Origin of the sequence: Cyclobacterium qasimii M12-11B (assembly GCF_000427295.1) — a bacterium.
Classification (GTDB): domain Bacteria; phylum Bacteroidota; class Bacteroidia; order Cytophagales; family Cyclobacteriaceae; genus Cyclobacterium; species Cyclobacterium qasimii.
Genome location: NZ_ATNM01000107.1, coordinates 1 through 25,624 on the forward strand (window position 1 = coordinate 1; position 25,624 = coordinate 25,624).

Below are 25,624 nucleotides of genomic sequence, written 5' to 3' on the forward strand. Positions count from 1 at the left end.
TTTTTGGTACTGTTGTTGGTCATATCTAAATATCCCAAGCCTGTAGGTTAGATTACTTACATTACAGGCATCCAAATTCCCAATGGCATACTCCCTTCCATTAAAAAAACTTAGAAAGGCAGTATTGTACTTGTGTTTGGCCTTCAGAATGTCCCCTTCCATGAATTTTGTCTGGACATACCTATAGTCATTTACATTGTTCCCATTTTCAAGAATATAGAACATACTGTCTAAGTATTGCTCTGACTTTAATAGGTCTAATTCATGCTTTAAGTAATAGCTAGCATAGAAATTATACTTTTCCCAAGTATCTAAAGTGTTTCTGTTTTCTAATGAATTATAGACACTGTCAAAATGAACAATGGCCCTATCAATTTGGCCGCTGTTAAAAAAAATACTAGCATCAGCCAATGCTTCAGTGATCACTGGAGATGGTTCTTCGTTATCCGTTATTGTGCTATCACATGCCATAGAAAAAAAGACACAGAAAAATAAAACACAAAGATAATGCTTGAATTTTACTAAATTAAAACAAAATCACTTCGTTTTTTCATAATCGTTCAAATTAATCCATTATTCCTTAAAAAGACTAATTTTGAAAAGGTAAAATTCACGCCCCAAATGGTTGGGGTAAGGGTTTGATATTTTTGAAAGAAAAGCTTTAAGCTTTTATGGGCGTTTTTCAATATTTGAATTACATTAAATCACTTTTAAGAGTTTAAAAAAATAAAAATTTGTATAAATAGAAATACAAGAATTTTTTTACCTTAAAAATAAAATTTTCTTCCTAAAGAAGGATAAAGCCAATGTTGTGGTTTTAACTCTTGCGTGACCAGTGTTATGCACTTAATTTTAAGGATGAGCTTATACCGATAAATTTTTGGGCTGGGGAGACATATTCCGAATGACCTTACTTCATCCTAAAGCATTGCCTTTTTATGCCAAGACGATTGAAAGATTGCTAATCGATTTTTATTAAAATGGCTATTAGGGACAATAATTCTCCCAATTAATGGCTTTCTTATTTCTAAACATTTCCTCATGGTTGGATAAGGTCAAGCACCTGTCCTTTAAATATACCTAACTTGTGATTGTATTCTTTAGGGTCATCGATCATGGACAAGTAATAATAGGCTCCTTCAATTACGACAAAAATTTTCTCTGCCAACAATTCTGTGTTTTTGGATGAAAGTCCCTCATCTTTATCGAGGATGGTTTTTAAAGTTTTCCTCAATTTTAGGTGAAGCTTTTTGTATTCCTCTTTTATCGTTTTGTCTCTAAAAGTAAAAGCGTAACAGCTAAAGAAGACTCCATCATCAAAAAGGAGGTTCCATTCTCTTGAAAAAAGACGGTCAACCAATAAATTGGGATCCAGCTTACTGTCTTTTTCGGATTTTAGAATTATGGGTTTGTAAATCAATTGGTATTGGTGGAGTATAAAATCGATTAAGCCAAGGACCAATAACCTCTTGTTTGAAAAGTAATGTATGATCAGGCTTGGAGGCATCTTAAGGTGATTTCCTATTTTTGCAATAGACACATTTTCCAATCCATCTCTTTTACATAATTCATAAAATCCGGCAATAATTTCCTTTTTTCGTTCTGTTCTAATCGATGACTTCATAAGTTAGTTTAAAATAAAAACACTAAAATAGTTAATTTCATTTATTTTTTAATCTATTTTTTGCTAATTTTATTATAATTTATATTGAATGAACATTCAATAAACAAAGGATAAAGCCCCATTAATATTAGGGTAATATACGTGAGCTACCTTGCGCACTTCAAAAATATAATCGAATCAGTACCAATTTAATATCCAATACTTTATGGAAAAAATTTTACTAATATTTAAAAAAATCAGTATAAGTATAGGCTTTAGTGCCTTATTCATGCTGATTGTCTTCACCGCTCAAGCACAGGTCGTTGTGACCGGAGTAGTTAAAGACGGAATTGAAGACATACCCTTACCTGGGGTCTCGGTCTATCAAAAAGGTGGTGGAAGTGTAAGCATCACTGATTTTGATGGCGTTTATAGTATAGAGGTTGCCAATGCTAACGCTGAATTGGTTTTTTCATTTATAGGCTTTGAAACTCAAAACCTAAAAGTAGGAAATCGATCCACTATAAATGTGACATTGTCTGCTGAAGAAACACTCCTGGAACAAGTGGTAGTGGTAGGGTATGGTACCCAGAAAAAAGTTAACCTGACGGGTGCGGTGGATCAAATATCTGGTGATGATATTATAGACAGGCCTGTTGGAAATGTAATGCAAAGCCTTCAAGGGGTTAGCCCCGGACTAAACATTACATATTCTGGTGGTAGACCTGGTAATATACCAAACATCAATATTAGAGGTTTTACTTCCATCAATGGTGGTGGACCACTAATTGTCCTTGATGGAGTAGCTGTTGCCTATGAAGACCTGTTGCGATTAAACCCAGCAGATATTGAATCTTTTTCAGTATTGCGAGATGCTGCATCTGCAGCCATTTATGGCGCAAGAGCTGCGTTTGGTGTAGTTTTAATTACTACCAAACAAGGAGGAAGCAAACAGGTAATCTCTTATAATAGTAACTTCTCCTGGGGCAAACCATCCGTTATGCCTCAACCAGTGACCGATCCCTATATCTATTCAAGGGTGATGGATCACGCAACAAGTAATACACCTTGGAATTATGTCAACTTCAATGATTACCATTATTCATGGGCAAAAGAGCGTTCTGAGGATCCTTCTGTAGAAGATGTAAGAATAGATCCAAATAATCCTGGTCAGTGGGCCTATATGGGTAACAATGACTGGTATGATTATTTTTTCAATAATTCTAGCTTCTCAACCAATCAAAGTTTATCCATTAGTGGTAGCTCTAATAATGAGGGGATGCCAATGACTTATTATGTATCGGGTGATTATACCAGAGAAAATGGCATGAATAAATTACAACCTGACAATTGGGACAGGTATTCCTTAAGAGCAAGGATTACTGCTACTCCTAAGAGTTGGTTAAAATTAGACAACAACCTTAATATCTATCAAACCAAACGTGAGGAATCAACCAATAACCTTACGGATATTTATTATCGTACTCCTATAGAAGTAGCCAAAAATCCTGATGGATCCTGGGCCAATACAGGTGCAGGTAGGCTGGCCGCTCAATTGGTAGATGGTGGTAGAAATGTTGAAGACATGTTTGGCTTTCACAATATTTTGAGAGCAACAGGTACTTTCCTGGATGGGGACCTTACTGTTACTGCAAACGGAAGTTTCAAAAGAGAGCAATGGATATATGGATGGAATCAAAAAAGTTACGACATCGGTTATGGTCCGGATGATATCCGTACAGAAGGTGGTGATGGGTCTGTAGTACAAAGAAATGGTAACCTACAAAATACTATTTTTGACCTTTACAGTAACTATACCAAGACTTTTGGGAAGCATACCATCAGTCTTCTTGCTGGATACAATCAGGAAAGCTATTCTTATTCCTCTGTAGAGTCAGAAAGAAGGGTCTTAATATCTTCTTCATTGCCTTATTTGGGATTGACATCAGGCGATTCATACATTCGTCCTGGCTATAGTTCATATGCCACACAAAGTGCCTTTGGAAGAGCCAATTATACTTATGACAATAAATATATTCTGGAATTTAACGGACGTTACGATGGTTCTTCCAGGTTTCCAAGTTCGAGCAGATGGGGATTTTTCCCTTCCATATCAGGAGCTTGGATAGCAAGTGATGAAGGATTCCTTCAAAATATTGACGGGGATCCAACACTTAAATTTAGAGCTTCTTACGGTAGTTTAGGAAACCAGAACGTAGAAGATTTTGGCTATCTGCAGTCCCTACCTTTTGGACTTTCTAGCTATTTGATTGATGATGAGCAACAAAATGTTGTGACAAGTTCTCCGCTTTTAGCTGTAGATCCTAATTTCTATACCTGGGAAAGGGTTGTGACAAAAAATTTCGGTGTTGATTTTGGCTTATGGGAAGATAAGTTCTTTGCTACTTTTGATTATTATATCAGAGATACAAAGGACATGTTAACCTATCCGGTGGAACTTCCTGGCGTATTGGGGACTTCTCCACCACAACAAAATGCTGCAGATTTACAAACCAAAGGCTGGGAAATTGCTCTGAATTATAGAAATCAATTTGGTAGTTATGATAAACCTATTGAGTTCGCTTCTAAATTTTTCGTGTCAGATTCCAGATCATTTATTACCAGATATGAAAATGAACAAAGGTTATTTTCAAATGCTGAAAGAACATACTATAGAGAAGGTCAGGAAGTTGGAGAAATATGGGGACTAGTTAATGATGGCTTATTTCAATCAGAAGATGAAATAAGTCAACTTGATCAGACTGCAATTATCCCATGGGGAGCATTACCTATCATCACAGGTTGGCCAAGATATGAAGACCTAAACAATGATGGTAAAATAGAGGAGGGTCTTTCTGATATTGAACCAAAAGACCTTAAGGTTATAGGAAACAGTCGTCCAAGGTACCAATTGGGAGCTAACTTAAGTGTTGCATGGAATGGTTTTGATGCCTCTATATTCCTACAAGGTGTTGGTAAACAGGATTATTATCCAAGGAATTATCTTTTCTGGGGGCCTTATCAACAGCCCTATGCGAATATTTATCCATGGAACCTTGACTACTACAGAGGCGAAGCGGATAGTGATGCTTTGCGGGCGCAGCACAGTCAATCGTATATAGATGCGGGATTAGCAGATGTGAACACTGATTCTAGCTATCCGGTTCTTCAGTCCTGGCTTGCAGATGCAAATTACGGTTCTGGGCTAGATATATCACAAACAGGCTACTTGCTTAATGCCGCGTACGTCAGGGTAAAGAACATTACTATAGGTTACAATTTGCCTGAACAGTGGGTTTCTAGAATTAAGGCCAGTAGAATTAGGGTTTTTGTTTCTGGAGAAAACCTATATGAATTTTCGGCCATCAAGTCATTTATTGACCCAGAGGCAATCAACGATGTGAACGGTTTTGCTTACCCTTTCCAAAGAAAGTTTTCTTTCGGTGTAAATGTTGACCTATAAACGCAAATTAGAAATGAAAAAATACATTAATTATTTATTCATACTGAATATATTCTGGATTAGCGCCTGTGATGATGAATTCATGGACAAGTATCCACAGACTTCTATTGCCCCTGAAGCGTTCTTTAAATCGGAACAGGACCTAAGGCTTTATGTCAATGGATTGTTAACCCTTCCGGGCATGTTCCAGTACCAGGTAGATCAAAACAGTGATAACCTTGCAACTACCGGTGCGGTTGAAATAAAAAACATCATGACTGGATCACCAAGTTCTCAGAATATAACTGTAGGATGGAACTGGGGCAGATTACGGAATATTAATTATTTCCTTGAAAATAGCCGTCAAGCAGATGCTACTGTAGAAGTTATTGAGCATTACGAAGGAATCGCTAGGTATTATCGGGCGATTTTCTATGCTAACATGGTAAAGCGTTATTCCGATGTTCCTTGGTATGACCAATTGCTTTCTCCATCTGATGAAGACTTGTACAAAGGAAGAGATACCAGGGAATCTGTTGTAGATGGTATCATGGAAGACCTTGAATATGCAAGTGAACATGTGACCACAGATGTTCCTAACGGAACTCCTGGAAACTGGGCGGTAAAGGTTTTTTATGCAAGATTTGCATTATATGAGGGTACTTTCAGAAAGTACCATGAAGAATTAAGTCTTCAGAATACTGCAGACACCTATTTAGGGAAAGCGAGTGAAATCGCAAAAGTCATCATGGATTCAGGGAAATTCTCTGTTTACAATACCGGAAACCCTGAAAATGATTATAAAACATTATTCAATAGTCAAGAACTAGCTGGTAATGGAGAAGTAATATTGTTTAATGCTTACGATGCCAATAAGGATAGAAGTAGTGATGTAAACACTGGTGTTTTTGGTACCTATGAGCAATCTCCAGCAAGGGATTTGGTTCAAAGCTACTTAATGGCTGACGGTTCAAGTTTTACCGATAAGGCTGGATATGAAAAATTCTCTTTTGTGGAAGAGTTTCAGGATAGAGATCCTAGATTGTACCAAACACTTGTTTATCCTGGATGGGTTCGTGTGCCTGAAAGCAGCGCCTATATTCCTATTTTAAACAGGAATTTCAGTGGTTACTACCAACACAAAGGATATAGCAATACCACAGACAATCTAGATTTAGGAGGATTAGACTTTCCAGTTTATAGGTACGCAGAAGTATTATTGACTTATGCAGAAGCGAAGGCCGAATTAGGGACTTTGACTCAGGCCGACCTGGATGCTTCTGTGAACTTGCTCAGAAATAGGGTTGAGATGCCAGCGCTTATGCTAAATGAGGCCAATGCGCAACCGGATCCATTCATGATGGCAAAATACCCAATGGTATCAGGTGCTATGGCGGGTGTACTTTTGGAAATCCGAAGAGAGAGAAGGGTTGAGTTAGCGGTAGAAGGTTACAGGTTTGATGACTTGATGCGCTACGGGGCAGGTAAATTGCTGGAAAATATACCTGAAGGAATGTATTTCTCTGGCTTGGGTAAATTCGACTTGACAGGTGATGGTGTTCCTGATGTGTTATTGGTAGATAAAGGAACAGATATCCCTGAAGACGATAACAAAGAAGTAAATGAGTTAGGGAAATTACTTATCTACTATAAAACAGGGACAATTGATGACAATGTTACCGTTTACTTGGAAAATGGAGAAGATGGTGGAACAATGGTTACTGAAACTTCACCAAGGGACTTTATTGAGCCTAAATATTATTACAGACCTATTCCTATTCAACAAATTGCGTTAAACCCAAATCTTGAACAGATTTTTGGGTGGGAATAATACTTTAAATTAGAAATACTTGGTAAGCTGTTGGAAATGTTTTTTCAACAGCTTACTTTTTTTTACTATTTGATGAAAATTTACAAACCAAACAAATGAATAGAACTAAGACAAAACTGGCCACTATATTTGTTTTTTGCTTCATGCTAACATTGGTAGCCAATGCGCAGGAGAAAAAGACCCTTTTTTATAATTTTGGATGGTATTCAAAGGGAGTTGTTAGAAAACAATCCTACCCCAAACCTTGACGACATAGCCGCTCAAGGTGGATATGCACATGCTTATGTAGGAGGAATGAAGGATGGCTATTCTGAAACACCTACTATTTCGGCGGTAGGGTACAATAGCCTTCTGACTGGTGTTTGGGTTAACAAACACAATGTTAAAGGAAATAGTATTCGAGAACCAAATTACAATTACCCAACCATTTTCAAGAAATTTAAAGAAAATTATCCCAACAAAACCATTGCTGTATATTCCACATGGCTAGACAACCGAACCAAGTTGGTAGGAGAGAATCTGGAAGCAACGGGACACTTATTATTGGATTATCATTTTGATGGGCTTGAAATAGACACCCTTTCTTATCCTCATGACAATAAGAGTGATTATATTAAGAAAATTGATCAGGCCGTATCCACTTATGCTGCTAACGATGTCCTTTCTAAAGGGCCTGATTTGACATGGGTTTATTTGCAATATACTGATGACATGGGGCATAGATTTGGGGAAAGCCCTCAAATGGATGCTGGTATTCAAGAAGCAGACAGACAAGTAGGTGTAATTTGGGATGCCATTAAAAAAAGAGAAAAAACAAACAATGAAGAATGGATGATCATCATTACTACAGACCATGGTCGAAAAGTAGGAGGTCGTGGACATGGAGGTCAATCTGAAGAAGAGCGAGCGACTTGGATGGTTTCCAATAAAAAATTCAACGCTATTTCTAAAAATACGCCCGGTGTGGTTGATATCTATCCAACCATTATGAATTATATGGATATTGCCGTTCCTAAAAATCAAGCAATGGAAATCGATGGTGTTTCTTTGCTAGGAGAGGCTTTTGCGAGTCATTTGACAGGGACTTTAAATGGGGAAACACTCACTCTTTCCTGGGAAGACTATAATGCAAAGGCAAAAGCCATGGTATGGGTAACCCCAACGAATCAATCCAAATATGGTGAAACAGATATATACAGACAAATAGGGGAGGTTTCACTTGAAAGCGGAACTGCAACCTTCGATTTGAAATATGACTATGACTTCTTAAAAGTTGTAGTAGAATTGCCAAATGGTTACATTAATGTTTGGGTAACAAATAAAGAGTAAGCATAGCAATGGAATAACTTGTTTTTTAGTATACCATCTATGTAAAAATAATAGATAATTTGGTGTTCGAAGACTTAACTTAGTCTTCGAACACCTTGATTCATGCAAAAATTTATTCTAACCTTTTTACTTTCTTTTTATTCCATAATTATTGTTTTTAGTCAGGAGACCGAGCACCCTGGTATTTTTGCTAACAAAGCGGAGAAACCTGTGCTTATAGACGGGATTCTAAATGAAGAGGTTTGGAAAGACATTGGCTGGGAAAGTAATTTCATTCAGACATTCCCCACGGATACAGCCATGGCTATTGCCAAGACAAAAGTAAAAGTGTCCTTTGATGATAAATTCATTTACATCGCTGCTATCTTATTAAACCCCGAGGATAGGAAAAAGTATGTAAGTACTTCCTTAAGAAGGGATTATAGAGGAAACCAAAATGATGGTATCAGTATTGTAATTGACACTTTTAATGACAAAACCAACGGCTATATATTCGGTGTAAACCCTTATGGGGTGCAAAGAGAAGCCATGGTAGGCAATGGAGGGTTGCTTACGACAGATTTTAATCTTGCTTGGGACAACAAGTGGTATTCCGAAGCAACCATCCACGAAGATCATTGGATAGTGGAAATTGGGATACCTTTGTCCACCCTAAGGTACAAAGATGGAGCAGAAAACTGGAACATAAACTTCTATAGAATTGACAGTAAATATTCAGAAAAGACCACCTGGACGCCTATACCTAAAAATTTTAATGTAACCCATACAGCCTTTTCCAGAAACCTTCACTTTTCTGAGCCATTGCCCAAAGCAGGAGGTAATTTTTCGCTTATACCCTATGCGGCAGTAGCTACTTCAAAAAACAATATTAATGGAATTGAAGAACCCTTAAAACCTTCTTTTGGTGGAGATGCTAAGATAGGAATAGGCCCAGCCATGAATCTTGATCTTACCGTTAATCCTGATTTTTCGCAAGTTGAGGTAGACGAACAAGTGACGAATTTAGATCGATTTGAAATCTTCTTTCCTGAAAGAAGACAGTTCTTTTTGGAGAATGTAGATCTTTTTGCTGATTTTGGAACAGATAGAATTAGGCCTTTTTTCTCTAGAAGAATAGGGGTGGATAGGGATGAAAACACCGGGCAAAATGTGCAGAATCAGATTCTTTATGGTGCAAGATTAAGTGGTAAACTGAATGAAGACTGGAGAATTGGTGCCATGAACATGCAAACTGCCAATGATCCTTTAAGAGGAATCTCTGGTAAAAACTTTACTGTGGCAGCTTTGCAGCGTAAGGTGTTCAATCGTTCCAATGTTGGGGTAATGGTCATCAATAGAGAGACCATGGACATGGAACAAGGTGGCTTAAACCTAGTGAATGGGAAACACAACCGCCTGGTAGGTTTTGATTACAATTTGTTTTCAAAGGACAATCGCTGGACGGGCAAGTTTTTTTACCATAAAACCTTTGAGGAAGGTAAACAAAGCAATACCGGAACGGGCCATGCGCAACTAACCTTTACCGATGTAAACCTGATGGCAGGTTTGTCTTATTCTAATGTGGGAGAGAATTACAATCCCTTGGTAGGTTATACGCCCAGAGTGGGTTACCAAAGAATAGCACCAATCATGAGTTATACCTTTTTTCCAGACTCTAAGCATATCAACCGACATGGTCCGGGCTTTGAATCTGAGACCTTATGGACGCCTACATTGGGAATAACCGACGAATTGCATACCTTAAATTACTTGATTCGCTTGCACTCTTATGCAGAGGTTACCCTAAGCGCAAACAATCAATATACCTATTTATTTTCCCTTTTGACCCTACCAGATCTGGTGGAGAACCTTTGGCTCAAGGTACCTCTTATCGGTACAATTATTTTGGAATTGAAATGAAAACAGACCCCAGGAAATCCTTTTCTTTGATAGGAACAGGACAGACAGGGCAATATTATAATGGGCAAATGTCTAATTTTCTCGGTACTGCCCAATGGCGAGTTGGATACTCCGCTAATATCTCCATGAACATTAGCTATAGTCGGCTAAGGCTTCCAGAGCCACAGAAGGATGCTGATTTATTCCTGATTGGACCTAGGTTTGACCTTACATTTACAAGAAGTTTATTCTGGACTACCTTTATCCAATACAATAACCAAATTGACAATGTCAATATCAATACCAGGGTTCAATGGCGTTATGCTCCAGTCTCTGATTTGTTTATAGTATATACTGACAATTACTTTCCTGACACATTTGCTTCCAAGCAGCGGGCTTTTGTAATGAAATTGAATTATTGGTTGAATCTTTAACTTAAGTTTGAAAGTAGTCTTTAGACTATTGCTTGGCATTTCTAATATTATGGCATTGCATAAAAAAAGGTGACTGAACTTATTGTAGCTCAGTCACCTTTTAAATTCTTTAGTTTTTATTCAAATTATTTTAAGAAATCAGGTCTTTTAGTACCGCTATAAGGTTTTGCACCAAGATTTGATTGATCAATTTCCTCAACCATTAATAGCTTTTTATCGGTAACCGTTGGCGCTTTAATAAAGCCATAGTACCTGCCTTTCCAGTAATCTCTTAAATAACCGGTAGGCTCTATGATCCTGTTACCATGTCTTCCACCATCCAGAACAATTGCTCTTCTGGATTCCCTTAATAAAGCGGTTTCCCTTGGGGACATGGCTTTTAGGCCACCTTCATAGGAGATATATCCTTTTTCTACGAATAGGTCATCCCTATGAGAATTGGTGTAATTGTAGTCCCTGCAATCCAATGGCCATTCTCTAAGATGCTGTGTGGCTGCTCCAAGATCAGCATCATTGCCGGTTAGTGCTGCATAAGTAAAGTTAAACCAAGGGATTTTTTCCATGCGTTTGATTTCATAAGTTCTTTCTAAACTCCTCAGGTAAGTGGAACGCAAGTCTGGGTCTTTTTCGTAGGGAAGCAAGATCATGTAAGATTCCAAGGCAAGGTTATCATCCCATGGAGCAATTTGAGAAGGAGGAAAGGTTTTCTTTTGTTTAATTGTGTTTTCTGGATAACCCCATTTCACCAATTGCTCATAGCCCTTTTTGTATTTTTCATCTCCGGTTAATGCATAGGTAGCATAAGTGAAAGCCAAGACTTCCAAACCATTAATTCCACGGTCTTCGTAGCCATAAGGCCTTAGTAAATATTCTGGATTCCATCGACCCCATCTTGTAGGTTCACCATCAGCATCTATTAATTCCCAGCCATTGTCCATAATATAAGAAGTCATTCTTGTCATATGTTCCTTGGCCAATTCCTTGTCTTTTCCTTTGGCTACCAAATCGTGAAAAATGGCTACAGAGTAATAATGTGCAATAACTTCATCACTTGAAGCATCTCCTTTCCAGTACCATAGGCTGTCCGAAGTGGCATACCATTTGGCTGGTAAACCACCAGAGCCTCTATTATCTAAACCGCCAGAGTCACCTTCTCTGGAAAAGACAGCTCTTGAGATAAGCCCTTCTATCGGGGTAACCCTTTCAAGAAATAGCATGGCCTGGAAAGCATCTAATGCTTCTTTCCTGTCAGCTTCTTCACCGGTAACTGCGTATTTGTAGCTCATAGCAGCCAGGTAGGTAGCCGTATGGGCACCATCATTGTCACTTATCTCTCTTTCCCATTCTCCTTTTCTTTTGGTCAATAGATGAACAAAGCCCATTCTTTTATGTCCGTAAGCTTCCATCCATTGCTCGTAATGCGCAGCTTTTTTCTGCAAGGTATAGGGTTCATAATGTATAATGCCTAGTCCTCCATTCGTTGCAGCTACTACTTTATTCTTGGTGCTTGCAATTCCATTGACTTTATTGTCAGGTAACCAAAGGTCTGAGCCAAAATAGTGAAATTCTTCAGCGGTCATCCTGATAAGGCCACGTGGAGTTCCTATCCACATGTCTCTGTCAAAACCTTTAACCATTTGATTAGTATTTTCTACGGGTAAGCCATCAGCGCCTTTTATTTGGGTAAGAGAGGTTCCTCTTAGCAACCCTAATCCCCGATCGGTACTGATATAAAGCTTACTTCCGATACTAAGTAAGTCTTTGGTGTTTTTTGATGGTAAATTACCCCAATCAATAAGGTGTTCGTTGACCACTTTTCCTGCCAATTGTACCAATTCACCTGGACGGAGGATATGAAGGGTCTGGCTATAACTTTCAATGGCTGTAATAGGGCCCAAAGTAACAGGGTCGGCTAGAAGCTGACTACCGTCTTCCATAAACATGGTTACATCACTTGAAAGAAATCCGCCTTCAGGCATTATATTGGTTAATTTACCACCTTCATATTTAAAAATGGATTCCGTAGTAGCTACATGGACCTGGTTCAGGTGCATACAAAAGTCTATAAACTTTTCTGTGCTGATTTTAGTCCATTTTTTGTCATCAAATAGGTAAAGCCCTGAATTACTGCTTACCCATAAGCCACCTTTCAATACTTCAATTTTATTGATTTGGTCTGGTGCTGCTTTTACAGTAATTAGCGCTTCTCCCTGTAAAAGAGCTAATTTGCCATCTTTTACGATATAAACTGATTCATTTAATATTGCCACCTGACTTATAGGCGTATCAGTCGGTATCACCTCTCTTCGTTCTTGCAAGTAAGGAGCATCCTCTACAGGCTTCCAGAAATGTTCAGCTTTGTCCTGGGCAAAGAGGTAACTACAATTTAATAGTGCTGCCACTAGGATAAGCCCAGCTTTAAAAGTTTTCTTCATTGGTAGATAAAATTTGTGATTGTTAGTTAAATACCCCTTTGCTAGAAGAATGTACCATAGCAAAACTGTTTTTTTGCATGAGGTATTGATTTGGAAAGGCAAGCTTAAATGCCTGTTTTCGGGAAATTTAAAAATTCCGCACAAGGGATTTTAGGAAGCCATCAATTTAGAATCACAACTTAAAAACAATGAATAGCTTTTTAATTGCTATTATCAATTAAAATTAATCCCTATAAAACGGGTTAAGCAATTAATGGGATTTGGAGATTTGAACTATACCTTAACAAAAAAGCAGTTGTTGTTTATTTATTTAAATCCTGGACCTATAAAGCTTCGGCATAATAATTAATAAAAAACAAGAAGCAGAAATTCTTATCTATAGAAATAATTTCAATTTAAGGTAGTTAAATATACCTGGCCTGATATACCTTTGGAGTTTCCCCAAACTTATTTTTAAAAGCCCTTATAAAATAGGTAACATTATTGAAGCCGGCCATTGCACAAACCTCTTGTACCTGATAGGCTGCTTGCTGTAATAAATGGGCGGAATTATTTAATCGTTGTTCTAAAATATATTCCATGGGGCTAATACCAAATTCTTCCTTGAATGTTCTGGAAAAATGGGTTTTACTCATACAAGCCTTAGCACTTAAAACCTCCAATGTCAAATTTTCTCTCAGGTTTTGTTTGATGTAATTGACCACGTGGGCAATTTTATTTGAGCTTGCAAGCGATTTGTATGTCTTTTCTAAGATGTCTCTGGCTTGGGTTTGAGACAAACGAATTAGTAATTCCTTCAAAGCCAGTGAGGCGATCAAATCCTTGTCTTTAGATCTTTCTTTTACGCCAATGCGGATAAAGCGATTGATGATTTCAGAGAGGTCTTGATTGTTGATCAGATGGAAATAATTTAAGTCCAGTCCCCATTGCTTTTGCCATACCTTATCTGGCAATTTTTCATTCAAAAGATTGAAAGTGTTTTCAATCATTTCTTGGGAAATCGAAAGGGCGATACATTGAGTTGGATTGTCCCATTTTGCTTCAGGGAAGTCAATTTTCATCAATTCGTTTGGAGGAACAATAACAGATTCACCTGGCAAATATTCAAATCCAGGCTTATTAAAAAGATGCATGACTTTTTTCCCTTTCATCATAGTAGTCAATACCAAGTCTCCAAAACTTAGATTCACATTTGATGCTTGTTGGTGCGTCTCAAAAATATTGAGTTCACAATTGTTCAATGAATAAGTGGTCCGATTTTCAACCAAGGTTTTCAAATCGCTCTCATTTCTCCAGGGAACTCCGGTTATATAGGGTCGTCTTGGCATGTTATTACCTAACGGTAGGTTTAATGGGCTGCATATAAATATTATGCTTTTTATTTATTCAACCAAAAAAGGCACCTTCCATTAATTTGTTAAAACGATAAATGAGGTGGATAAGATGGTCCTTCAGGTTGATTTTAAAAATTAATTTACTACTAAATTTGATAAAACTCAAAATAAAAAAAATAGTCAACACTAACTTTATCCCAAAGTAAGCCAGTAGAGCGGCCTAAATTTAAAGAAAAATACGATCATTTCATTGGAGGAAAATGGGTAGCCCCTTCATCAGGAGAGTATTTTGACAATATTTCTCCTATTGATGGAAAACCATTTACCAAAGCTGCAAGAGGAAACAAGGAAGATGTGGAATTGGCCTTGGATGCAGCCCATGAAGCATTTAAGTCCTGGTCTAAAACCTCTCCAGCTGAAAGAAGTAAATTGCTCAACAAAATAGCAGATGTCATTGAGGAGAACCTCGAAATGCTGGCTCGAATAGAAACGGTAGACAATGGGAAAGCTTTGAGGGAAACCAGAGCTGCAGATTTGCCTTTGGTCATCGACCACTTCAGGTATTTTGCAGGGGTGATTCGGGCGGATGAAAGTACCATATCCGAGCACGACGAAAATACAGTGAGTATCGCCTTGCACGAGCCTCTTGGAGTGGTAGCTCAAATAATCCCATGGAATTTCCCACTACTAATGGCCACCTGGAAAATGGCCCCAGCTTTGGCAGCAGGTTGTTGTACAATAGTAAAACCAGCCGAACAAACACCTACAAGTATCATGGTCCTTATGGAGCTGATTGGAGACATATTGCCTCCTGGCGTTCTTAATGTTATTACTGGATTTGGTCCGGAAGCGGGAAAACCACTGGCCAGTTCAAAAAGGGTAGCCAAAGTTTCTTTCACAGGTGAAACCACCACAGGAAGGCTCATCATGCAATATGCCTCTGAAAATTTGGTTCCTGTCACAATGGAACTTGGCGGTAAATCTCCAAATATATTTATGAAATCGGTGGCCGATGCCGACGATGATTTTTTTGATAAAGCAGTAGAAGGAGCCGTCCTCTTTGCTTTAAATCAGGGAGAGGTTTGTACTTGCCCTTCCAGGATTTTAGTTCATGAAGATATTTATGATGTGTTTATGGAGCGTGTAGTCGAAAGGACCAAAGCGATTAAGATGGGAAATCCTTTGGCTGAAGACACCATGATGGGAGCACAATCTTCCAATGACCAATTGGAAAAAATCATGTCTTACATGGATATTGGGAAAAAAGAAGGTGCTCAGATTTTGTGTGGTGGTGATAGAGCAGGATTGAACAGTGGCCTTGAAACAGGCTATTATGTACAGCCGACCATTTTCAAAGGCAACAATAAAATGAGGGTTTTCCAGGAGGAGATTTTTGGACCTGTTGTTTCTGTAACCACTTTTAAAACGACCGAAGAAGCAATAGAAATTGCAAATGACACCATGTATGGACTTGGCGCTGGCTTATGGTCAAGAGATGCCCATGAGTTGTATCAGGTGCCCAGAGCCATTCAAGCAGGTAGGGTTTGGGTCAATTGTTACCACACCTATCCGGCTCATGCTCCTTTTGGAGGCTACAAAAAATCCGGATTTGGTAGAGAGAACCATTTGATGATGTTAGCCCATTACAGGCAAACAAAAAATATGTTAATCTCGTATGATAAAAAGAAATTGGGTTTCTTTTAATTGACAAAGTGCCGGATTGCCATATGGCTCCGGCATTTTTTCTTTTTATTGTATTTCATAAATGAGAAATCATCATGCAAAAATATATCGCACGCGTATTGGTTTCTGAAGAAGCCAAAGTGATAATTGATAAAATAAAAGACACCCATAAAAATGATTTAATGTTTCATCAAAGTGGGGGATGTTGTGATGGCTCTTCCCCGATGTGCTTCGAGAAGGGGGATTTTATTGTAGGAGGAAGCGATATTTGGATGGGAGAAGTTTATGGCTGTGATTTTTTCATGAATGAAGACCAGTTTGACTATTGGAAACACACTCAATTGACACTAGATGTGGTTCCTGGCAGGGGAAGCAGTTTTTCTATTGAAATCCCTATGGGAATAAGGTTCATGATCCGGTCCAGGTTATTTACAACTGAAGAATTGGATAAGCTTATCCCAGTTATAACCGGTGAAGAATACCTGGCTCGCTAGGATTTAACAACACTTAATCAATCAGTTATTTGAGTTTTTAATCTTCCCTTTGATAGACAATTTTGCCATTCAGTATTGTCATGAATACCTGTGTATTTAAAATTTCCTCTTCTGGTATTTTCATAATATCCTGATCCAATACTACAAGGTCAGCTAGTTTTCCTACTGTGATGGATCCTTTCGTTTTTTCTTCAAAGGCCCCATATGCAGGGGATAGCGTATAAGATTTAAGCGCTTGCGCTCTGGTCATTTTCTGATTCCCTTCATAACCATTGTCAGGAGATCCCTCTAAAGTTTTCCGGGTTACACTTGCATAGAAATTGGCTATTGGCGAAAGTGGTTCAACAGGTACATCCGTCCCATTTATTAGGGGTACTCCTGATGCTAAGAGTGCCTGCCACATATAGGCCCCATCTGTTATTCTTTTTTCGCCTAAACGATCAATTGCCCAAGGTCTGTCAGACGATAAATGGATGGCCTGCATGGAAGGGATTACTCCTAATGAGGCAAATCTTGGGATGTCATCAGGATGAAGATGCTGTGCATGTTCTATTCTAAATCTATGGTCAGAATTTAAAGCATCCATCTCCGAAAGTGCTTTCTCATATTGATCCAAGACTTCCTGATTGGCCCGATCGCCAATGGCATGGGTAGCTAATTGAAACCCATATTTGATACCATTTTTAGCTGTTTCTAAAACCTCCTCCATTGGTATAGTCTCATGTCCATAGTGGCCAGGCCGGTCAGAATATTCCTCCAATAGCCATGCACCACGTGATCCCAAAGCCCCATCTGCGGATAATTTTATGGATCGAACGTTGAGCCAGGAATTCGTCTTCGGGCCTTTTTGATACCATTCTTCTAATAGTTCTTTGTCATTTCCTCCAAGCATGGCATACAAGCGGATTTTAAGCTTGCCTTCAGCTTGCATCTCCTGGTAAAGGCCCAAAGTTTCTTTGCCTACTCCAGCATCCTGGAAGCTGGTAATGCCATTCCTTAGACAGGCATCCTGAGCCAGATTAAAGGCAAGAAGGTTATTTTCTTCATCGCTTTCTGGAATGTGATTATAGATTAACTCCATGGCATTTTCATTAAAAATCCCCGTAGGATTTCCATTATTATCACGGATAACTTCTCCTCCGGATATTTTTCTACTGCCCCCTAGCTCTTGATTTAATGGTCCGATTCCTGCTATTTCCATTGCTTTGGCATTGGCAAATAAGGCATGTCCACTTGCGTGAAAAAGTACCACAGGATGATCTGGAGAAAAGGCAGTCATAGCTTGGTGAATTGGGAATCCATCGATAATCTCTTGGGGTTGGCTTGTCCATTTACTTTGGTGCCAGCCACGACCAATGATCCAATTTCCAGCAGTGGTTTTAGCTACTGCTACTTTCACTTTTTCTACAATTTCAGCATAGCTTTTTGTGTCAGATAAGTCAAGATTTAATTCACTATAGCCCAGTCCCATAAAATGGCCATGACCTTCTATCCATCCAGGGGTAATTATTTTATTCTTTAAATCAATTTGCTGTGTTTCAGGGCCAATAAACTCCGCTAGATCTTTTTCAAATCCTGCAAAAATGATGACCGAATCTCTAACAGCAATTGCTTCAACCTGTGGGTTGTCAGGTTGTAGTGTGTAAATCTTCCCACCTTTAAAAACGAGTGTTGCTTTTTCATTATTTGTTACCGTACAAGCCATTAACAGTAGCGAAAAAGAAACATAAATGCTTAGGCAAAAAATCCTGCTATGTAGCTGTTGATATCCGGAATTTTTCATGGTTGTTGTTTTTTATTGGTGTCCTTGCTTTAGGCTACTGTTTATGTCTAAGGCCTTTGGAAGAAATACTTCTCATGTCCCATAATCATGTTCTACCTTACATATTCGGATTTTGTATTGGCTGTACCATGTTGACTTGCCAAGGCCTTGGGCAATATTGTGTTCACTTTGGTTCTTCCAGGCTTTTATGGCCTCTATACTTTCCCAATAACTTACCGTGATCCCAATACTACCGCTAGCAGATTCATGTCCAAGGTATCCGGGTTGGATTTGAACCATTTCTTCCATTTTGGCAGACATTTCAGCATAGTTTTCCTGGTTCTCACTTTTGATGCTGGTAAATATAACGGCATAGTAGGGTGTCTTAGGAGTATGGCTTATTTCCCCCATAGTTTTATTCATTTTATTAAGTTAAATAAAGCATTATAAATTTGATAAAAACACCTGTTTTTTAATTTTATCTTCTGATATTGAGACCTATTAACCAATTGGCGTTATTCAATTATTTTTCATTATAAAAGTTTAACTTGAATGTGTCTTTAAATTCAATTCATGGCGTAAACTAAGTAGAAATAACCGCTCTTTCAATGATTTTTAATGGGGATTTACTCCTAAAATATACAGATTTTATGTCAACTATTTTAAATAAAGAACAATGGACGTAGAAATTCTCTCCAGAATACAATTCGCTTTTACCATTGCTTTCCATTACATCTATCCGCCATTGAGCATTGGGCTTGGGTTGATCATGGTAATTATGGAAAGCCTTTATTTACGAACAGGAAATAAAGAATATGAAACCTTGGCCAGGTTTTGGACTAGAATCTTCGCCTTGACATTCGGTATAGGAGTGGCCACAGGTATTGTGATGGAGTTTGAGTTTGGTACCAACTGGGCTACTTATTCACGCTATGTTGGGGATGTGTTTGGAAGTGCTTTGGCTGCCGAAGGGATATTTGCCTTTGCACTTGAGAGCGGTTTTCTAGGTGTCCTCCTTTTCGGTTGGGATCGAGTCAAACCTTGGGTACACTGGGTGGCTACCCTGGGCGTATTTTTAGGCTCCATGTTTTCAGCAGTTTGGATTGTTATTGCCAATAGTTGGCAACAAACACCAGCAGGATTTCATATCGTAGGAGAAGGTATGGAAGCCAGGGCAGAGATTACTGATTTCTGGGAAATGGCATTTAATCCATCCAGCGTAGACCGCTTGATTCATACCTGGCAAGGGGCCTTCTTAGCAGGGGCTTTTCTAGTTTTGAGTGTGCATGCTTATTACCTAAGAAAAGGCAGGTATATAGACATTTCTAAAAAAGCTTTTAAAATTGCATTGGTAGTGGCCACTATTTTTTCATTAGCGCAATTGGTTTCAGGACATAGTTCAGCCAATGGAGTGGCAGTAAACCAGCCAGCTAAACTGGCTGCCTTCGAGGGCCATTTTGAGAAAGAGGCTCCTGCACCCATGTATTTATTTGGCTGGGTGGACAAGTCAAGCCAAACAGTCACTGGCATAAGTATACCTGGTGGATTGTCCTATTTATTGCATTATGAATTTGACGCACCAGTCACAGGTTTAAATGCATTTCCAGAAGAAGATCGACCCTCTCAAATAAATGCTGTCTTCCAGTTTTACCATATAATGATCAGTATTGGTATGTTTCTGATAGCCCTAACAATTGCCGGTTGTGTTCAGTGGTACAGGGGAAAACTCTTTGAAAGTAGGCGTTTATTGTGGGTGTTTTCATTTGCTGTAATACTGCCTCAAATAGCCAATCAAGTGGGTTGGTATGCGGCGGAAATGGGGCGACAGCCATGGGTTGTATATGGTTTGCTCCGTACAAGCGATGCGTTGAGTAAATCGGTCACAGCCAATCAGGTTTTATTCTCTCTGATTTTGTTTTTTATCGTTTATACGATTCTCTTATTGCTGTTCCTTTACCTTTTGACTAAGAAAATCAAGCATGGTCCTTACGATGAAGATGAAGGAAATGATCGACCATTTCAAAAGGAAGTTGCCACCTCTTTTTCACCTGATAAATAATAAAATATGGAAACCCTATTTGGATTAGATTATCCCACGCTTTGGTTTTTAGTAGTAGGTGGCTTGTTCTCTGGCTATGCTATCTTAGATGGTTTTGATTTTGGTGCAGGGGCCTGGCACTTGTTCTTTAAAAAAGAAAAAAGCCGAAGGCTAGCCCTTAATGCGATAGGACCTGTTTGGGATGGGAATGAAGTGTGGTTAGTCATTGGTGGTGGGGCGCTTTTTGCTGGTTTTCCAGTAATGTACGCTACATTATTGTCGGGCATGTACGTTCCGTTTATGTTGTTTTTGTTGGTTATCATTATGCGTGCAGTTTCTATAGAATTTAGAAGCAAAGAGCCCATGCTATGGTGGCGAAAAATGTGGGATATTTCTTATTCAGTATCCAGTATATTATTGCCTTTTTTTCTTGGCGTGGTTTTGGGAAATGTTCTCTTAGGTATGCCCATTGGTGAGGGGTTTGAATATGAGGGCGAGGGTTTTTTAAGCTTTTTAAATCCTTATGCGGTGATGGTGGGTATATCTACACTTGCATTAATGATGTCGCATGGTGCCATTTATCTCTTATTAAAAACGGAAGGGAGAATGTATGCCAAGTTGACTTTTCTTTTAAAGAAGGGAATGATCTTCTTTATGGTAAGTTTTGGAATTACCTCCTTGTATACATTGATTTATATTCCCCACTTGTCAGATACCTTTAGAGATTCCCCAGTGCTATTTGTAGTGCCGTTGGCTGTTTTGCTATGTATTGCAAATGTGCCCAGACTGGCCAATAAGAAACAATTTGGCAAAGCATTTATATTTTCTTCAATTACCATAAGTTTATTATTAATAATAGTAGCGATAGAGCTTTATCCTAACTTACTTTTTTCTACGTTAGACCCGGCGCATACCATTACGGTTTATAATGCCGCTTCCTCTGAAAAATCACTTGGGATAATGCTCACCTTTGCAGCCATAGGTACGCCATTAGTATTAGGTTATACGGCCTTTGTTTACTTTACATTTAGAGGTAAAGTTCGAATTGATGATCACAGTTACTGATAATTTTTATCGCTAATTGTTTGATATTCTGTATTGTGCAAGGAAATATAATCGATTCGTTATATATTTCAGAAGTAAAACCCTGTAGTTGCATTTAAACCCAAAACATTATGAAAAGGCTTGTTTTAATACTTGTAACCTCCTTTTGCCTTTCCTCAATTTATGGACAGCATTTGGACATCAATGATCCGGCATTATTAGCCCTTGTGGATGAAGAGAGTCCTGTCATCAAGGTATCGGATGGTTATCAATTTACGGAAGGTCCTGTATGGAATAATGAAGAGCAATCATTGCTATTTAGTGACATACCTGCTAACACCATCTATAAAGTACATCCGACGGGAGAAATTAGCGCTTTTCGCAATCCCAGCCAGAATGCCAATGGGCTGACATTTGATAAAGCGGGAAACCTATTGATTGCAGAGCACAGTGGAAGGAAGATAAGTAGCCTTAGCCCTGAAGGTAATTATTCCACAATTGTTGACAATTACAATGGGGTTGCCTTAAACAGTCCCAATGATGTCATTATAGATAGCAAAGGGGCCATATATTTTACAGACCCACCTTATGGCAGGCCTAAAAATGCGACCGATACCTTGGGTTTTAACGGTGTGTACCGATTTTTTAATGGCAAAACCCAGTTGATAACTGATGATTTATACAGACCCAATGGCTTGGCTTTATCTCCAGATGAGCGTACACTTTACGTTGCCAATTCTGGACAGCCAAAACTCTTTATGAAATACCCAGTAAGTAACTCTGGTAAAGTTGGAAAGGGAAAAGTATTTTACAATGCGTCATTATTAAAGGGTGAAGGAAATCCTGATGGAATTAAAGTGGATCAACAAGGAAATATATTTGCTACAGGACCTGGAGGAGTTTTGGTTTTTTCACCAGATGCGAAACTTCTTGGTACAATTAAATTCCCTGAAACACCTGCAAATCTAACTTTTGGCGGAGCTGATATGAAAACACTTTACGTTACAGCACGCACAGGCTTGTATTCAATCCGCCTAAAATAATTTAAGGTTTATCAATAGACAGTGAAAACTGCCTTTTAATTTAATGCGACAGTTGGCAAAAGGGAAAAGCCAAATGGTTGATTTTAAATAAAGGAAAGAATATGTAATTTGCCTTTTAAACCTACTTACGCAATAGTGTTTTATTGCATAAGTAGGTTTATATCAATAGCTCAATATACCTTTTGAATAGAATTCAGATTTATGAACAAATTTACCTTATTTTTAAGTTTTGGCTTTACAGGAATGCTATTGGCAGGATGTGGTCAACAGCAGCAGAACACTACCAGCAGTGAATCTTCCGAAGCTAAGCCAAACATCATTTACATTTTAGCAGATGACCTTGGTTACGGGGATCTAGGATTCAATGGTCAGGAGTACATTGCTACTCCAAATATTGATAAATTGGCCAAAGAAGGTTTGTTCTTTAACCAGCATTATTCTGGGTCCACTGTATGTGCCCCGTCCAGAAGCACCCTTGTTTCAGGGCTGCACACAGGGAATGCACCTGTAAGAGGCAATTATGAAATTCAACCTGAAGGTCAATTCCCATTGCCAGATTCAGTCTTTACCATTTTTGAGTCTTTAAAAGCCGCAGGCTATACCACAGGTGCCTTTGGGAAATGGGGCCTTGGTTATCCAAGTTCTGAAGGAGACCCAAATAATCAGGGAGTGGATGTGTTTTTTGGCTACAATTGCCAAAGAATGGGGCATAATTATTACCCTTTTCACCTTTGGGACAATCAAGATTCATTGGTTTTAGAAGGAAATGCAGGCACAAATCTGGGCGATTATGGACCAGCGTTAATTCATGAAAAGACTTTAGATTTTATTACAGACAATAGCAAAAACCCTTTCTTCCTTTACGTCCCTACAATTATCCCACATGCCGAATTGATAGTGCCTGAGGATATCATGGTAAATTACAGAGGTAGGTTTGAAGAAACTCCTTATAAGGGAGTTGATGAAGGGAAAGATTATAAAATTGGTGGCTATATGTCCCAGGAAGAGCCACGTGCTGCTTTTGTGGCCATGGTAGAGTTGCTGGACAAGCAGGTAGGAGAAATAGTGGCCAAGCTTGAAGAATTAGGGATTCGTGACAATACCATGATCATTTTCACCTCTGACAATGGCCCTCATAAAGAAGGGGGAGCTGATCCTGATTTCTTTAACAGTAATGGTCCTTGGAGAGGTTATAAGAGAGATTTGTACGAAGGGGGTATTAGGGTTCCCATGATTGCCAATTGGCCTGGAAAGATTGCCCCTGGCCAAACGGATCATATTTCAGCATTTTGGGACATTTATCCTACTGTTGCGGCACTCACAGGCAGTGAGCTTCCTGAAAATACAGATGGCATTTCTTTCGCTCCTGTGCTTATAGGAAACAAAGAAGATCAAAAAAGCCATGAATATTTGTACTGGGAGTTTATTGAACAAGGAGGAAAGCAGGCCATAAGAAAAGGCAATTGGAAAGCCATCCGACTAAATCTTAGAAAAGAGGACAATCCCGCTATAGAATTATACAACCTTGAAGAGGATCCAGCTGAGGAAAATAATATCGCAGATAAACACCCTGATTTGGTCAAGTCTTTTAAAGCCTTGATGGAAGCCAATCATACCCCAAATCCAGTATTCAAATTATATGCTTCCGAATTGAATAAGTAATCAATTAAGTAACCAAGACTACAAATGATGATTAATTTATCGAAAATATGCTTAGTATTCTTTTGCTTGATAAGTTTGGGACTGGCTTCATGTGCTTCTGAAGAAGTTGAGAAAGCTCCCAATGTATTGTTTATCCTGGTTGATGACATGGGATATGCAGATTTGGGTTACGCAGGATCCACTTTTCATGAAACGCCCAATATTGATAAGTTGGCAAAGGAAAGCTTTCAATTCACCAATGGCTATTCAGGGAGCAGAGTTTGTAGCCCTGCAAGAGCAACGATAATGACCGGGCAGTTTACTTCCAGTCATGGGATAACGGACTGGATTGGCGCTAAAGAAGGGGAGACATGGAGAGAACACAATAGACATGATCCGATGCTACCTGCCAATTATATTCATCAGCTTCCAAAGGAAAGTACAACTTTAGCAGAAGCTTTTAAAGCCAATGGTTATAAGACCTTTTTTGCAGGGAAATGGCATCTTGGAGATGAAGGAAATTATCCTGAAGACCATGGCTTTGACGAAAATGTTGGGGGATGGGACAAAGGGTCTCCGTCGGGTGGGTTTTTCTCTCCTTATAAAAACCCCAAGTTAAAAGATGGGCCTGATGGTGAAAATCTAACCCTTAGGCTTGCAAATGAGGTGGCTGATTTTATTGGTAGAAGTAAAGAGGAACCGTTTTTCGCTTTTCTATCCTTTTATGCCGTCCACGCACCTGTGCAAACAAGTAAGGACAAATGGACCAAATACAGAGATAAAGCTGAAGCTATGGGGATTGCGGACCATGGTTTTGAAATGGGGGAAAAAATTCCTTTCAGAACAGTACAGGATAATCCCAATTATGCAGGTTTGGTGGAGTATGTGGACGATGCAGTTGGAATTGTTTTGCAACAACTTGAAACATTAGGCTTAGCTGAGAATACTATTGTCGTATTTACTTCAGACAATGGGGGAGTAGTAGCCGGCGATGCTTATGCCACGTCCAACCTTTATGTAAAAGGAGGGAAAGGACAACATTGGGAAGGTGGAGTTCGTGTACCCTATTTGATTAAAGTCCCTGGAAATCAACCACAGGGGCCAATAGATTATCCGGTTGTAGGGGCAGATTTTCTCCCAACCTTGGTGGATTTTATCTCTGGAGACGTAGCCATTACACAGGAAATAGAAGGTACAAGCTTGAAACCAATAATTGAAGGTCAAAAATTGCAGGAGCGTCCTATCTTCTGGCACTACCCTCATTATGGCAACCAGGGAGGTGTGCCTTCAGCCATGGTGAGAGCCGGTGATTGGAAATTGATTAGGTATTATGAAGATGGACACGAAGAATTGTATCGACTTCCTGAGGATCCATTTGAAGAGAATGAATTGTCTGTTGCACATCCTGATAAAAAGCCGCCCTTTCCGCTATGCTGGGAGATTATCTCGATAGCAAGTCGGTTTTGATGCCTAGCCCGGATCCTGAATTCGACAAGGACCTATATCAACAACGCATTGAACAAATGGAAAATGAAATGCTTCCAAAATTAGAAAAGCAGCGCCTAGAATTTCTGGACAAAAACTGGCAACCCAACGCCGATTGGTGGGGAAGCGAACCTGCTAAATAAAAAGT

Annotated in this window: 19 protein-coding genes; 13 read left to right on the forward strand and 6 right to left on the reverse strand. The window is 38.9% G+C overall.

Translation table 11 applies throughout. The annotated features are described in order from the left end of the window. Both ADICYQ_RS11460 and ADICYQ_RS11465 read right to left on the reverse strand, forming a co-directional pair. On the reverse strand, positions 1 to 471 hold a 471-nt coding region (locus ADICYQ_RS11460; RefSeq protein WP_040415899.1), incomplete at its 3' end, for a hypothetical protein. A gap of 568 nt (positions 472 to 1,039) precedes the next feature. Then, a complete protein-coding gene (locus ADICYQ_RS11465) occupies positions 1,040 to 1,624 on the reverse strand; it encodes a TetR family transcriptional regulator (RefSeq protein WP_020890862.1) in 585 nt (194 codons plus the stop codon). A gap of 205 nt (positions 1,625 to 1,829) precedes the next feature. Here ADICYQ_RS11465 and ADICYQ_RS11470 point away from each other — a divergent pair, with 205 nt between their 5' ends. The 5 genes from ADICYQ_RS11470 (at position 1,830) to ADICYQ_RS28540 (ending at position 10,517) form a co-directional block, all read left to right on the forward strand. After that, a complete protein-coding gene (locus tag ADICYQ_RS11470; protein WP_020890863.1) occupies positions 1,830 to 5,066 on the forward strand; it encodes a SusC/RagA family TonB-linked outer membrane protein in 3,237 nt (1,078 codons plus the stop codon). Between the two features lie 13 nt (positions 5,067 to 5,079). Beyond that, positions 5,080 to 6,876, forward strand: a complete 1,797-nt coding sequence (locus ADICYQ_RS11475; RefSeq protein ID WP_040415948.1) for a RagB/SusD family nutrient uptake outer membrane protein — start codon at positions 5,080 to 5,082, stop codon at positions 6,874 to 6,876. Positions 6,877 to 7,038: 162 nt separating this feature from the next. After that, positions 7,039 to 8,205 carry an alkaline phosphatase family protein gene (locus tag ADICYQ_RS11480; protein WP_152520483.1) on the forward strand — a complete coding sequence of 389 codons (1,167 nt, stop codon included), beginning with the start codon at positions 7,039 to 7,041 and terminating at the stop codon, positions 8,203 to 8,205. 102 nt (positions 8,206 to 8,307) lie between these two features. After that, positions 8,308 to 10,104 carry a DUF5916 domain-containing protein gene (locus ADICYQ_RS11485; RefSeq protein ID WP_020890867.1) on the forward strand — a complete coding sequence of 599 codons (1,797 nt, stop codon included), beginning with the start codon at positions 8,308 to 8,310 and terminating at the stop codon, positions 10,102 to 10,104. Beyond that, positions 10,101 to 10,517, forward strand: coding sequence for a hypothetical protein (locus ADICYQ_RS28540; RefSeq protein ID WP_020890868.1), 417 nt, complete (start codon positions 10,101 to 10,103; stop codon positions 10,515 to 10,517). The genes ADICYQ_RS11485 and ADICYQ_RS28540 overlap by 4 nt, the downstream gene beginning before the upstream one ends. Positions 10,518 to 10,642: 125 nt before the next feature. On the opposite strand, the gene ADICYQ_RS11490 is transcribed toward ADICYQ_RS28540, so the two are convergent. Both ADICYQ_RS11490 and ADICYQ_RS11495 read right to left on the reverse strand, forming a co-directional pair. After that, entirely contained in the window at positions 10,643 to 12,952 is a 2,310-nt protein-coding gene (locus ADICYQ_RS11490) for a ligand-binding sensor domain-containing protein (RefSeq protein WP_020890869.1), read from the reverse strand. Positions 12,953 to 13,356: 404 nt separating this feature from the next. Then, entirely contained in the window at positions 13,357 to 14,280 is a 924-nt protein-coding gene (locus ADICYQ_RS11495) for an AraC family transcriptional regulator (RefSeq protein ID WP_040415901.1), read from the reverse strand. A gap of 255 nt (positions 14,281 to 14,535) precedes the next feature. Between ADICYQ_RS11495 and ADICYQ_RS11500 the strand changes: the two genes are divergently transcribed. Next, entirely contained in the window at positions 14,536 to 15,990 is a 1,455-nt protein-coding gene (locus ADICYQ_RS11500) for an aldehyde dehydrogenase family protein (RefSeq protein ID WP_051160183.1), read from the forward strand. A 74-nt stretch (positions 15,991 to 16,064) separates the two neighbouring features. Next, positions 16,065 to 16,463 (forward strand): DUF779 domain-containing protein, encoded by a 399-nt coding sequence (locus ADICYQ_RS11505; RefSeq protein WP_020890873.1) that lies wholly within the window; start codon positions 16,065 to 16,067, stop codon positions 16,461 to 16,463. 37 nt (positions 16,464 to 16,500) lie between these two features. Here the strand turns inward: ADICYQ_RS11505 and ADICYQ_RS11510 are convergent, their stop codons facing one another. Both ADICYQ_RS11510 and ADICYQ_RS11515 read right to left on the reverse strand, forming a co-directional pair. Next, complete coding sequence (locus tag ADICYQ_RS11510) at positions 16,501 to 18,246, reverse strand: amidohydrolase (protein ID WP_081652340.1); 1,746 nt, start codon at positions 18,244 to 18,246, stop codon at positions 16,501 to 16,503. 72 nt (positions 18,247 to 18,318) lie between these two features. Beyond that, on the reverse strand, positions 18,319 to 18,648 hold the full coding sequence (locus ADICYQ_RS11515; RefSeq protein WP_235114590.1) for an antibiotic biosynthesis monooxygenase family protein: 330 nt from the start codon (positions 18,646 to 18,648) through the stop codon (positions 18,319 to 18,321). Between the two features lie 253 nt (positions 18,649 to 18,901). On the opposite strand from ADICYQ_RS11515, the gene ADICYQ_RS11520 reads away from it, so the two are divergent. The 6 genes from ADICYQ_RS11520 (at position 18,902) to ADICYQ_RS28545 (ending at position 25,619) form a co-directional block, all read left to right on the forward strand. After that, complete coding sequence (locus tag ADICYQ_RS11520; protein WP_040415903.1) at positions 18,902 to 20,284, forward strand: cytochrome ubiquinol oxidase subunit I; 1,383 nt, start codon at positions 18,902 to 18,904, stop codon at positions 20,282 to 20,284. A 6-nt stretch (positions 20,285 to 20,290) separates the two neighbouring features. Continuing rightward, the gene (gene cydB / locus ADICYQ_RS11525) at positions 20,291 to 21,328 is read left to right on the forward strand and encodes a cytochrome d ubiquinol oxidase subunit II (protein WP_020890878.1); all 1,038 of its coding nucleotides are present in this window, start codon (positions 20,291 to 20,293) and stop codon (positions 21,326 to 21,328) included. 110 nt (positions 21,329 to 21,438) lie between these two features. After that, positions 21,439 to 22,350, forward strand: a complete 912-nt coding sequence (locus tag ADICYQ_RS11530; protein ID WP_020890879.1) for an SMP-30/gluconolactonase/LRE family protein — start codon at positions 21,439 to 21,441, stop codon at positions 22,348 to 22,350. Between the two features lie 201 nt (positions 22,351 to 22,551). Further along, positions 22,552 to 24,012: an arylsulfatase gene (locus tag ADICYQ_RS11535; protein WP_020890880.1), complete on the forward strand. Its 1,461-nt coding sequence runs from the start codon at positions 22,552 to 22,554 to the stop codon at positions 24,010 to 24,012. 24 nt (positions 24,013 to 24,036) lie between these two features. Then, positions 24,037 to 25,458, forward strand: a complete 1,422-nt coding sequence (locus ADICYQ_RS11540) for a sulfatase (RefSeq protein WP_235114592.1) — start codon at positions 24,037 to 24,039, stop codon at positions 25,456 to 25,458. Then, a complete protein-coding gene (locus ADICYQ_RS28545; protein WP_020890882.1) occupies positions 25,458 to 25,619 on the forward strand; it encodes a hypothetical protein in 162 nt (53 codons plus the stop codon). Before ADICYQ_RS11540 ends, ADICYQ_RS28545 begins: the two co-directional genes overlap by 1 nt. The last annotated feature ends 5 nt before the right edge of the window (positions 25,620 to 25,624 follow it).

Coding starts and splice junctions, on each gene's coding strand:
- ADICYQ_RS11520 (WP_040415903.1), top strand. CDS start 18,902: ATGGACGTAGAAATTCTCTCCAGAATACAATTCGCTTTTACCATTGCT.
- ADICYQ_RS11485 (WP_020890867.1), top strand. CDS start 8,308: ATGCAAAAATTTATTCTAACCTTTTTACTTTCTTTTTATTCCATAATT.
- ADICYQ_RS11480 (WP_152520483.1), top strand. CDS start 7,039: ATGCGCAGGAGAAAAAGACCCTTTTTTATAATTTTGGATGGTATTCAA.
- ADICYQ_RS11505 (WP_020890873.1), top strand. CDS start 16,065: ATGCAAAAATATATCGCACGCGTATTGGTTTCTGAAGAAGCCAAAGTG.
- ADICYQ_RS11535 (WP_020890880.1), top strand. CDS start 22,552: ATGAACAAATTTACCTTATTTTTAAGTTTTGGCTTTACAGGAATGCTA.
- ADICYQ_RS11475 (WP_040415948.1), top strand. CDS start 5,080: ATGAAAAAATACATTAATTATTTATTCATACTGAATATATTCTGGATT.
- ADICYQ_RS11530 (WP_020890879.1), top strand. CDS start 21,439: ATGAAAAGGCTTGTTTTAATACTTGTAACCTCCTTTTGCCTTTCCTCA.
- ADICYQ_RS11470 (WP_020890863.1), top strand. CDS start 1,830: ATGGAAAAAATTTTACTAATATTTAAAAAAATCAGTATAAGTATAGGC.
- ADICYQ_RS11490 (WP_020890869.1), bottom strand. CDS start 12,952: ATGAAGAAAACTTTTAAAGCTGGGCTTATCCTAGTGGCAGCACTATTA.
- cydB (WP_020890878.1), top strand. CDS start 20,291: ATGGAAACCCTATTTGGATTAGATTATCCCACGCTTTGGTTTTTAGTA.
- ADICYQ_RS28545 (WP_020890882.1), top strand. CDS start 25,458: ATGCCTAGCCCGGATCCTGAATTCGACAAGGACCTATATCAACAACGC.
- ADICYQ_RS11465 (WP_020890862.1), bottom strand. CDS start 1,624: ATGAAGTCATCGATTAGAACAGAACGAAAAAAGGAAATTATTGCCGGA.
- ADICYQ_RS11495 (WP_040415901.1), bottom strand. CDS start 14,280: ATGCCAAGACGACCCTATATAACCGGAGTTCCCTGGAGAAATGAGAGC.
- ADICYQ_RS11510 (WP_081652340.1), bottom strand. CDS start 18,246: ATGAAAAATTCCGGATATCAACAGCTACATAGCAGGATTTTTTGCCTA.
- ADICYQ_RS11540 (WP_235114592.1), top strand. CDS start 24,037: ATGATGATTAATTTATCGAAAATATGCTTAGTATTCTTTTGCTTGATA.
- ADICYQ_RS28540 (WP_020890868.1), top strand. CDS start 10,101: ATGAAAACAGACCCCAGGAAATCCTTTTCTTTGATAGGAACAGGACAG.
- ADICYQ_RS11515 (WP_235114590.1), bottom strand. CDS start 18,648: ATGAATAAAACTATGGGGGAAATAAGCCATACTCCTAAGACACCCTAC.